The organism is Pontibacter indicus, assembly GCF_900156345.1.
Lineage (GTDB): Bacteria > Bacteroidota > Bacteroidia > Cytophagales > Hymenobacteraceae > Pontibacter > Pontibacter indicus.
This window is the reverse complement of sequence record NZ_FTPP01000002.1, coordinates 1273055-1283975: the sequence shown is the minus strand read 5'-3', so window position 1 is coordinate 1283975 and position 10921 is coordinate 1273055. Positions and strand designations below refer to the sequence as shown.

Sequence of the window (10921 nt, the reverse complement as noted above, 5' to 3'; positions counted from 1 at the left end):
GAGTAGAAGAAGTCGCGCACTCACTTGGTCTCACAGAACCTGTCACTCTATAGTCTACATACGCCGGCGCAGTAGCATCAGGTGTGACCATAGGATTTGCAGCCCTAACGTCGCTTAAAAACTTTTCATAACCACGCCCTGAAATATCCTGCCAGAGGATTGTACCATCGTCCAGGAAGGTGGCAGGCGCTCTAAGTTGCGCAGAACATCCACCTATTACAGAAATGTCACCCTGCGGCTCAAAAGCAGCCAGCGATGTTATGGAGTATATGTTAGCGTTCCCACCAGGTTTACATATTGTAAGTGTTATATATTTACTCTCTGTTCTGGGAATACACATCGCCTGCCCAACAGGAAACACTTGTGTACCGCAGTCAACTGTATAGCCCATCGAGCCGCCAGACTCAGCCCCTGAAACTACATCGAGTTCTACCTGTGCGGCATCCTTGTCTAGGATAACGATAAACTGTATACAATCACCTTTGGGCGCATTACAAATGACACCCTTTCTTTTCACTTCAGGTGACTGCCAATAGCCGTTGGGCTTACCGGTCAGGTCAATGGTATAGGTAGGTACTTCATTATTCTGCGCAAACACTTTAGGGGATGCTACCAGCTGTAACATCCCTAAGAGTAAAATCGCAAGAAAGTGGGAAATTTTTTGAGTAAAGTTTATCTCCATATAGGCAGGGTTAATGTTTCAACTGAGTTAAGAGTCTTCATAATCTGAAAAAATAGGTTAAAGCGCATAAAGTAACACGTCAATCGGGCATTTAAGCTAAATACCCAATATAACTTTACCTGTATGCATTTAGAATTAAATAGAACTAATTAAACTATATGAATAATAAATTAAATATAATCGAGCAAAAATAACAGGTTGCCACAAGGTTTTGCGCTTCCATCAAAAACGCCTTAAAACACGCATCCTGGCTATTAATCATTTGTTTAGAGTAACAAAAGGTCTCTGCAGCGCATTATTGGCATGTCAAAACTATGCAAAATATATTTAATAGAAAGGAATAAATATACAAAAGGTAACTATACCTTTTCAAAGCTGACGCTTAAATATAGTTATATTACGATACATGAATCAATTCTAAGTATTTTCACAGTTTGTGAAATGTTATGACAATGCCCGGAAGCTTATGTTTTTAGTAAAACCTGTCACAAAATATTACCTTTGCACATCTCTCATTTAACACCCACGCTACTATGAGCGCCAAGAGCTTCGAGCTATTACTCCAAACTGCCTTTGCACCTGAAACCCCGCAGGTATTTGAGGAGCCCGCCGCTGCTGTTTACCAGCAATTGGAACAGGCCCTGAAGCAATCCCGCATCAGCAAGGGAGCGAATGTGTCGGATGAGGTAGGTTTTCGGTTTGAGCGTCTGCGCCTGGGCGTAGCCATCGCGCTGATTAAGGCCTATGCCCGCCTGGCCGACAATGAGGGCGCTAAGGATGTACTCGGTCTGCTCCTAGAGGCTGTGAAGGCGAAGAACACCCGCGAAATTGATAAGATCATCCAGAAGAAGATCGGCTTGTTCGATAACCTGTACCACGAAATATTTGTGAACGAGCAGCGCGAGCATTTGCTGGCCCTGTTTGAACAAACGCTGGACGCCACATCGAAAGAAGAGTTGGATGACCTGATTCTGGAAGGCCTGGAAGCGCTGCAGGACATTGACTTCGACGCCCCGCAAGCCGACGATGACGACGAGCCTCTGGATGAGGACTTCCTGAAGAGCATTCAGTAGTAACGGTTTCCCATTTGGGTCCATGGAAATCACCCTGACAACTGTATGCTCATCCTCTTTGCAGGGTATAGTACTGTGGGCAAATATACTTTCGGCCTGAGCCTTTCGCTATTGATAATCTCACTGGCACCCGCCTTGCGCGAAATCCGGATATCGGTGAAGTCGTTAGAGTTGGAATTGGATGACTTCGAGGAAACTTCGGCACCCTAGATTTTCTCACCCCCTCTAAAAATTTTGCCCGATGTTCCGTCACCCTATTTTAGGGTTGCTGCACGTCTTTCCGCAGAGATCTCATATTCATTTCCCCACTTGCTTCCACACCAAATGTTATAGCCAGGTATAATTTTATTCATCCTTGCGTACCTTTGCACTGCATTAAGTTAGAAATTATGAGTCAGGAGTTAGAAATGAGATGTCCTCCTACACCACTCATAACTTTAAACTCTTAACTAACCCACATGAATGCCAACCCGAAAAATCTGGCCATTAAGGATTTTGTGTACGAGCTGCCAGAGGAGCGCATTGCCAAGTTTCCGCTGCCGGAGCGCGACCAGTCCAAGCTGCTCTATTATAAGCAGCAAGGTATAGCCGACCATACCTTTACAGACCTGCCGGAGCTGCTACCAGCGGGGAGTCTGCTGGTGTTTAACAATACCAAAGTGGTGCAGGCGAGGCTGATTTTCCGCAAGCCGACGGGTGGTGCGGTGGAGGTTTTTTGCCTGGAGCCGGTAAAGCCGCACCGCGAAGTGCAGCTGGCCATGCAGCAGACCCGCAGTTGCACCTGGAAATGCCTGGTGGGCAACAACAAGCGCTGGAAAGAAGGCCCGCTGAAAATATTCTTTGAAGGGGGCGTGGTGACTGCCGAGCGCGAGGCACAGCAGGAAGGCCATTTTCTGATCCGTTTCACGTGGACGCCTGCCGAGCTGACCTTCGCGGAGGTGCTGGAGCGCTGCGGCAAACTGCCACTGCCCCCCTACCTGAACCGCGAACTCATCCCCGAAGACCGCTCCCGCTATCAAACCATTTATGCGCGCAACGAGGGCGCTGTGGCTGCCCCGACTGCCGGTCTGCACTTTACCGACAAAGTAATGGCGCAGCTACAGGCCAAAGGTATAGACAGCACTTACCTGACCCTGCATGTGGGCGCCGGCACATTCAAACCGGTGAAGGCCGACACCATGGAAACCCACGAAATGCACGCCGAACAACTGATGGTGTCGCGAGAGGTGGTGGCGCAACTGCTAGAACACCTAGGCAGACCGCTTATACCTGTAGGCACTACTTCGATGCGCAGCCTGGAGAGCCTATACTGGCTAGGCACCCTACTTTGGAGGCAACCGGATCTAAGGCCCGAAGATTTGCACGTGACGCAGTGGCTGCCCTATGAAGCCGAAACGCCGCCTGCCGCTGCTGAGGCACTGCAGACTTTGCTCAACTACATGGACCGGCACCAAACACAGTACCTGCATGCCAGCACGCAAATCATTATCGCGCCGGGCTATACCTTCAGGCTGTGCAAGGGACTCGTTACCAACTTCCATCAACCCGAAAGTACACTGCTGCTTTTGGTAGCCGCCCTCATCGGCGAAGACTGGAAACAGGTATACCGACATGCCCTCGACAACGACTACCGCTTCCTGAGCTACGGCGACAGCTCCCTCCTGCTGCCGTAGAATTCGCCAAGACCTCGCGGTGTGCGCAGCTCCCGCGAGTGTCTTTTTGACTACAAAGCAAGGTATAGGTATGGCGCTCCGGTCGCATTGATATCAGGTATAGTTTATGTAAAAACTAAGGTATAGCACCGTGGTTGGTTAAGACACTCGCGGGGCCTGCGGACACTGCGAGGTCTTTGAAGCAACCCTATTGCATACCAAACAAAAAGCCAGTTCTATCTCAGGTATAGAACTGGCTTTTTTGATGCTGATTACAGACAATTACTTTTCTACTTTGGCACTTCCTCCGTTCAGGCCGTGCTCTGAGATCAGGTATACCAAGGCGGCCATACCTGCGGAGCCCAGCTGCATTTCACGACGGCTTACGGTTTCGAAGGTGTCGATCTCAGTGTGGTGGTAGTCGAAGTAGCGCTGTGAGTCAGGGCGCAGGCCGATCAGTACGACGTTATTCTGGCCTTTGAGCGGGCCGATGTCGGCGCCACCGCCGCCACGGTTCATTTCGTGCAGGCCGTATGGGGCCAGCAACTCTTTCCAACCCATTATTTTGGCAAACTGCTCGTCGTTGGCGTCGAAACCAAAACCGCGTGGCGTGAAACCGCCGGCATCCGACTCGATGGCTGCTACGTGCTTTTCGTTTTTCGCTTTGGCCTCCTCGGCATATTTACGACCGCCGCGCAAACCATTTTCTTCGTTCATAAACATCACGGCGCGGATGGTGCGTTTCGGACGTATACCCTGCTCTTTGAACAGGCGCAGCACCTCGATCGACTGCACACAGCCAGTGCCATCGTCATGGGCGCCTTCGCCTACGTCCCAGGAGTCCAGGTGACCGCCTACTACTACGATTTCCTCGGGTTTTTCAGATCCTTTGATCTCGCCGATCACGTTATAGGAAAGCACATCCGGACGGGTTTCGCAGGTCATGCGCATGTAGAATTTCAGCTCCGGGTCGTTTTTCAGCATGGCGCTCAACTCATCCGCACCTTTGGTACTGATGGCCGCAGCCGGTATCTTCTCCACATCGTCGGCATAGCGGGTGTTGCCGGTGTGGGCTACGTCCTGAATGTCGTTGGCCATGGAGCGTACTAAAACGGCCACGGCACCGAGTTTGGCAGCCGCCACCGGGCCGCCGCCACGCTGATCCACGGCACCGCCGTAAGCGGCCATGGTGTGCACATGCTTGTTATCGAACGGACGGTTGAAGAACACGATTTTGCCTTTCACTTTTTTCTTGCCCAGCTTCTCGAGCTCCTCAAAGTTCTGTACTTCGATTACCTGCGCGCTCAAGCCCTGCGTACCAGTGCCCACCGAGCTGCCCAGCGCCAGAATGTTCACCTCCTGACTGCCGTTGCGTCCGCTCAAGATGCGGCCTACTTCCTTATCGCCACGCACCCAGTGCGGTACCATCACCTCCTGCAGGTATACGCGGTCGAGGCCCATCTTTTCCATCACCTGGCGGCTCCACTCCACGGCGGCGGCAGCCTGCGGCGATCCGCTCAGGCGGGCACCGATGTTTTTGGTGAGGTAGCGCAGGTTCTCGTAACTCTCGTAGCTGGTGAGGGCGCCGTCGTAGAATTTGCGGATAACGGTGGAATCTGACTTGTAGGTGCTTTGCTGCGCCACAGCAGGTATAGCGGCCAGCATGGCAGCCCCCGCTACGAAGGCGCGAAGTTTGTGTTTAAGTAACATCATCAGGTGAATAATGCTTGAAAGGTTAGTGTAGATTAGTTTGTGGGGTTAAGTTAGGAAATCATTTCGAAGTACAAACAACATCCCAACTATTTCCGGCTATACCTACTTCACCTGCAGCACCTTCTCCAGATTTTGCGGACTCAGCGTAAGCAGCCCAACTTCGGGCAGACGCTCGGTCAGTTCCTTCCAGTTCTTGTCTTTCTTGTATACCTCTTTCAGGATTTTGGTCGCCCCAGTGATGTCGCCCTTGTTAGCCAGCGCGATGGCGTGCCAGTACTTCATTTCGAGGTTGTCCGGGTACATGGCCTGCGCTTTGCCGTACTCTTCCATCGCCTTGTCGGTCTGCCCCTTTTCCACCGCGAGGTCACCGTTGTTCATGTGTTCGTAGGCGCGGTATACCTTGAGTAGGCGTGCCAGTTCGTCGAGCGGCTTTTCGTGGTCGTCCACGCGAAGGTCCATGGTCTTATCGTCCCAAGGCTGACCTGTTGCCTCGCCGCGCACCACCACCAGCACCGCAGACTGCTTGCCCCGGATGTCGCCTCCCTCCCGCTCCGCTGCCTGCATGGCCAGCAGCACCCGCTCGGCCAGCGGCTTGCCGGCGCTCATCTCAAAAGCCTTGGCCATGGCCGGCCATACCTTGTTGGTGAGCATCATGTTCGCCTGCACCGAAAAGTCCTTGCCGATGGTGTGCCCTGCATAGCGGACGCACTGTTTGCCGGTATGCGTCGCTACGCGGCCCTGTGCGTCGAGGATCGACACTTGCCGTACCTCACGGGCCTCGTCATCGGCCAGTAAAATGTCCAGCGCCTCCTGGGGTGACTTGCCTTCTTTCAGCAGCTGCAAGCCCCGCAGGCCAAACGACTTGTTGGCGAAAGACTGTGTCGCCACCACACCTACGCCCGCCTCTACCCAAGGAACCACCGTACCCACCGAAAACCAGTGGCTTTGCACGCCAACGGCCATCTCGCCGGTTTTTGCGTCGCGGGCTACAATTGAGTAGGTATGGGCAAAGGGTGCTTCACTTTTAAACACCTGCGCCTGTGCTGAGAAATGTGTCACGGTGAGGAGGAGGGTTAGGATGGAGAATAGGTTTTTCATGGGGGTAATGAGTTAAGTAATAGCTAGCGCTGATTTTACCCTTAAATTGTTCTAAGAATATCTTCCAATGACAGTTTACTTTCCTTAAATAGGCGTTCCTTGTAGGGCACACCCAGTTTATCGAGGACTCTTGCCATATTAAAGCCAGTAGCGTAAAAATATACGCCCGATTCCGCTGTCAGGTATAGCCATTTGTCATTGTCTAATTTATGGCTTTTGAAATACTCATACCCTTGATACGCTGAATCTGCCCGTTGTAAATTGGCGTCGGGTTGTTTCTGTGAAAACTTCTCGTAAAGTTTTTGTTCCACATACCTGGCCGTACCCTCCATTGTCTCATACAACTTTTCGGCAGCCCCAATGTCTACGTCGTGCTTCAGCATTGTTTCATTTCTACGGTTTTCCCTTTCCTTGAAAAAAGCACTGAGCAGTTTCCTGATCTCATCACGATTATCCGTTTCTAAAGCCTGTAGCAACAGGGTGTTTTCTTGGTCTATTTGCTTTTTAAACCATACCTGGTCTTTGTAAAGGCCCTTCAGTAAGCCCTTATTAAAACTACCCAAGCTATCTGCGAAGTACTGACGATAGCTTTTATGCTGGAGCTGAAACCCATGGAAATACTCGTGGACAACCATGCTCACCCATACTTCTGTTGCCGCCACATCGGTTACAACTTTGGCTGTTTCCTCCAGGCTGCTGCAGTGCATGAAGGGCGAGAAATAATCGTAATCGCTTGCATCGCTAAAGGAAAAACCAACAGCCATATGAAACGGTGTGCTATCGAGGCGGGCGGCTGTTTTGTATATCTGTAAAGCGCTGTTTTGGAAAACCAGTGCAGGGCTATACATCTGCAGAAACTTGTCTGTTGGGTTAGCTATAAAGGACGAGGAGTCGGTGTAATAAATCAAAGGAACATCGTAGCGCTCCTCATCAAAACCCGGCCAGATATCTTTGGCTATAGTTGGTTTAAGCTGATACACATACGCGATCCTGTCAAACACTAATTGCTCGGAATTCGCCGATTGCGCCGTGGAGCCCGGCTTATTGGTGCAAGAAAAGGCCGCTATTGCCAGCAAAAGCACAAGTAGTTTATGCATTGGTCTCTGAATTTAACATGATATTAACTGAGGCTCATTTTCAGATAACCCGAAGCTGTAAGCCAATTAAAGTTATTCAACTTATCCATCTGATTATAAAACCATTCAACCCCACCCCAATATAACCATTCTCCCCTTATATAGTAAATTCCCTACCTGTTTACAACCCAGCGCCGTTTCGGAAGTATAACCTACCTGATACAGCCCGGGCGACAACAGCCCGTCGAAACAACTTATGAGCAAACCCTTCCACGACAAAAAACAACAGCGCATGGCCATGCTGATAGATGGCGACAACGCGCAACCAACCCTTATCGTCAAAATACTGGCCGAAGCCGGCAAATACGGACAAACCACCATCCGCCGCATTTACGGCGACTGGACCACACCGCAGATGAACGGCTGGAAAGACTGCCTGAACAACCACGCCATACAGCCCATCCAGCAGTTCCGCTATACCGTCGGCAAAAACGCCACCGATAGCGCCATGATCATCGACGCGATGGACCTGCTGCACAGTCACCTGGTGGACGGATTTTGCATCGTGTCGTCCGACAGCGACTATACCCGACTGGCGACCCGCATCCGGGAGGCGGGCATTTTTGTGATGGGCATCGGGCAGCGCAAAACACCCAAGCCCTTTGTGAACGCCTGCAACATCTTCATCTACACCGAAAACCTGACAGACGACATCAGCGAGAAACAAATAGCGGAGGCAGATAAATCCACGCCAAACGGAAAGGAAAACCCACGACCCAACCCAGTGCCCATGCTGAAAGAGGCATTCGAGATGGCCGTAGGCGAAGATGGCTGGGCGCACCTGGGAGGTATAGGCACCAGCCTGCGCACCCTCGACCCTGCCTTCGACCCGCGCACCTTTGGGTATAGCCAGTTGATTCAACTCATCAAGGCGCATAAAGACCTGTTCACGATCCGAAAAGAAGACGACAAAGGCTCGTCGGCAGTGTACGTGAAGCGCCGCAGTGCTGACAGAAAACGCAAGGCCAGCAAAGAAAAAGAAAGGGAAGCCGCCCCTGTCAGAGAAGAGCGCAGCGAGCGTAACTAAGCCTTTGGCTATACCTTAAAACAAAAGCCTGCGAAAGCAACATACTAGCTTTCTCAGGCTTTTTTGTGGCGGGCTATACCTGCTAAATACTAAAACCCACTGTCAGCGAGATATTCCTGAACTTTCCGTCGGCACCGCTGTCGTTGAACACCGTGGTGAGCCCATGGGTGTACATCAAATCGAGTTCTATGAGACGGAGCAGTTTAATGCCCACACCGCCGTGCAGAGCAAACTGGGCATTACGCACATCGCGCCGGCGCACGTCCAGGTTGTTGTCGCTCACCCCGATGTTGTAGGCAAAAGAGGGCCCCGCCATGAGCCGGTACGTGGTAGAGCCGCCGCCGCTGGAATAGTCACCCTCAAAGCCCAGCAGCACCGGAGCCCGGAAATAGCGGAAGCGCACCTCGTCGCTCTCGCCGGAGCGAGGCTGCACAGTGCGCTGGATGGTTAGCTTGTTGTTCACGAAATCGACGCCCGGCTGTACAAAAAAGCGCTCGCCGATGCGGGCGAAAAGTCCGAATTCTGTGCCCAGGCCAGCTGATTCATCCACAAGGCTAGGGTCTTTGCTGATGTTGGAGATATTGAGTCCTATTTTGGCGCCCAGATCAATGTTGGTATCTTGCGCGGCGGCTGTAAATGTGAGGCTTAAAAAAAGCAGCAGTAGTAAGGTGTTTTTCATAGTCTTGTAACAAATATGTGCGTTCATAAAAGAGCAGCATTACCTGACTCTAAGCTATTTAACTCATTTTTAGGCCCATATGTTTAGCACATGTATTTTCACAACGTTACCCTAGCACCTGCCATACCATGCGATCTGCCTCAACTCTACAACCCCTATCGGTAGCACCTGGCATCACTCTGCACGAAGCCCAGGTGAGCGACGCCGCTGCGCTCTTCCAACTGATCGACAGGGGCCGGCTATACCTGCGGGAGTGGCTGCCCTTCATCGACTTCAGCCATTCCGCAACCGACACCGAGCTATACCTGCGCAGCGTCACCGCACCCGGCAATTTGCAGGACCAGGTATACGTCATCCGGTATCAGGATAAAGTGGCGGGCATCATCGGCTACAAAACCATCGACCGCGTGAACAGCAAACTGGAAATCGGCTATTGGCTGGGCGAGGAATTTCAGAAAAAGGGCATCATGGCCCGATGCTGCGCGGCTTTGATAACACAGGCGTTTGAGCAGATGGGCATGAACCGGATTCAGATAAAGGTGGGCGTGGGCAAAAGCAATCGCATTCCGCAGCGGCTGGGCTTCAAAATGGAAGGTATAGAGCGCGACGGGGAGTGGTTGCAGGGCCGCTTCATCGACCTGGAGGTATACAGCCTGCTGAAAAGGGAATGGTTGGAGAACAACGCTACTCCTCCGGCCGGCGGAAACGAACAAGCTTAATACCGGGCTTCGGTTTAACAGGCGGCTTACCAGTACCGAGCAGCAGCGACACCGGCCGCAGCTCCTCGTGCTTGTCTGCGATCAGTTTCAGGATGGCCACAAAGGGCACGAACAGGATCATACCGGAGGCTCCCCACAGGATGCCGCCCGCTACAATGGCCAGCAAAGTAAAGAGCATGTTCACCTGTAGCCTGTAGCTTACTGCGAGCGGAAAAATAAGGTTCGCCTCCAGGTACTGCACCACAGTAAATACCATCACCACCCCAACCGGATACCAAACCGAGTCATAGGTGATCCAGGCAACGGCCATCGGCAAAATCGCTCCGATGGAGATGCCCACATAAGGTATAAAAGTGAGGATAGAGGCCACGATACCGAAGAAAATGGCATGCGGTATACCTAGTAGCAACAGTCCCACGCTGTTCAACACACCCACCACCGCATACACGATGATCATGCCCTTGATGAAGTTGTAGTACGTCGTGATAGTTTCGTGCAGGATGCTTCGGATTTTGCTGTGTTCGGTTTGCGGGAACATCGAGAAAAGCGCCGCTGCCAATTGCTCGCGGTTGTAGAGGATAAGCGCCGCGTAAAGGGGAATCAGGAGAAAAAGTACCACCGTGGTAACAGAGGCATAAAGCACACCTCTTCCTACCTTCAGCACAGAAGAAGCAGCATCGTTCACGAGCCCCTCCATCCAGTTGCTCCGCTGCACATCGTCCACACCAAACTGCTGCTCCAGGTATAGTCCGAACTGCTGCCAGGCCTGCAACAGCTTTTCCTGCAACATGGGCCACTCCTGCCCGAAGCTGATCATCTGCCGCACCAGCAGCCAGCTCAACGCACCCACCACTAAAAGCAAGGTCAGCAGACAGAACAGAATCGCACCCCAGCGACTCCAGCCACGGTCTTCCAGCCACTTCACCACGGGGTAAAGAATGAAGCTGATGAGGAGCGAAAAGCTGAGCGGAACGAAGAGCGTGCGCCCGAAGTATAACAAGGCCGCCACCAGCAATATGAATTGCAGTAACTTTAGCCAGTTAACTTTGGAGCTCTTTTCCATATTTCGCTATATTGGGTTGCTGTTTCCGTACAGTTGCTTCCAGAGGCAGCGTTTACCCCGACAATATTTCCAAAAAAAC

The 10921-nt window shown here is 51.8% G+C and carries 10 protein-coding genes; 5 read left to right on the top strand and 5 right to left on the bottom strand.

The window, feature by feature from the left end; genetic code table 11:
• The first annotated feature begins 1215 nt into the window (after positions 1-1215).
• From B0B12_RS14515 to B0B12_RS14510, 3 genes are all read left to right on the top strand, one after another.
• Complete coding sequence (locus B0B12_RS14515) at positions 1216-1755, top strand: hypothetical protein (RefSeq protein WP_076670039.1); 540 nt, start codon at positions 1216-1218, stop codon at positions 1753-1755.
• Between the two features lie 45 nt (positions 1756-1800).
• On the top strand, positions 1801-1965 hold the full coding sequence (locus tag B0B12_RS20125; RefSeq protein ID WP_244554718.1) for a DUF2721 domain-containing protein: 165 nt from the start codon (positions 1801-1803) through the stop codon (positions 1963-1965).
• A 248-nt stretch (positions 1966-2213) separates the two neighbouring features.
• On the top strand, positions 2214-3428 hold the full coding sequence (locus tag B0B12_RS14510; protein ID WP_076670036.1) for an S-adenosylmethionine:tRNA ribosyltransferase-isomerase: 1215 nt from the start codon (positions 2214-2216) through the stop codon (positions 3426-3428).
• A 261-nt stretch (positions 3429-3689) separates the two neighbouring features.
• On the opposite strand, the gene B0B12_RS14505 is transcribed toward B0B12_RS14510, so the two are convergent.
• From B0B12_RS14505 to B0B12_RS14495, 3 genes are all read right to left on the bottom strand, one after another.
• Complete coding sequence (locus tag B0B12_RS14505; protein ID WP_076670382.1) at positions 3690-5117, bottom strand: M20/M25/M40 family metallo-hydrolase; 1428 nt, start codon at positions 5115-5117, stop codon at positions 3690-3692.
• Between the two features lie 105 nt (positions 5118-5222).
• Positions 5223-6218, bottom strand: coding sequence for a DUF1028 domain-containing protein (locus tag B0B12_RS14500; protein ID WP_076670033.1), 996 nt, complete (start codon positions 6216-6218; stop codon positions 5223-5225).
• Positions 6219-6259: 41 nt separating this feature from the next.
• Positions 6260-7315, bottom strand: coding sequence for a hypothetical protein (locus B0B12_RS14495; protein WP_076670030.1), 1056 nt, complete (start codon positions 7313-7315; stop codon positions 6260-6262).
• Between the two features lie 235 nt (positions 7316-7550).
• Between B0B12_RS14495 and B0B12_RS14490 the strand changes: the two genes are divergently transcribed.
• Positions 7551-8381: an NYN domain-containing protein gene (locus tag B0B12_RS14490; RefSeq protein WP_076670027.1), complete on the top strand. Its 831-nt coding sequence runs from the start codon at positions 7551-7553 to the stop codon at positions 8379-8381.
• Between the two features lie 82 nt (positions 8382-8463).
• On the opposite strand, the gene B0B12_RS14485 is transcribed toward B0B12_RS14490, so the two are convergent.
• The gene (locus tag B0B12_RS14485; RefSeq protein ID WP_076670024.1) at positions 8464-9060 is read right to left on the bottom strand and encodes a porin family protein; all 597 of its coding nucleotides are present in this window, start codon (positions 9058-9060) and stop codon (positions 8464-8466) included.
• 128 nt (positions 9061-9188) lie between these two features.
• Here B0B12_RS14485 and B0B12_RS14480 point away from each other — a divergent pair, with 128 nt between their 5' ends.
• Positions 9189-9779 (top strand): GNAT family N-acetyltransferase, encoded by a 591-nt coding sequence (locus B0B12_RS14480; protein ID WP_076670021.1) that lies wholly within the window; start codon positions 9189-9191, stop codon positions 9777-9779.
• Here the strand turns inward: B0B12_RS14480 and B0B12_RS14475 are convergent.
• The gene (locus tag B0B12_RS14475; protein ID WP_076670018.1) at positions 9745-10842 is read right to left on the bottom strand and encodes an AI-2E family transporter; all 1098 of its coding nucleotides are present in this window, start codon (positions 10840-10842) and stop codon (positions 9745-9747) included. The two genes, B0B12_RS14480 and B0B12_RS14475, sit on opposite strands and share 35 nt — an antisense overlap.
• Positions 10843-10921 lie beyond the last annotated feature (79 nt).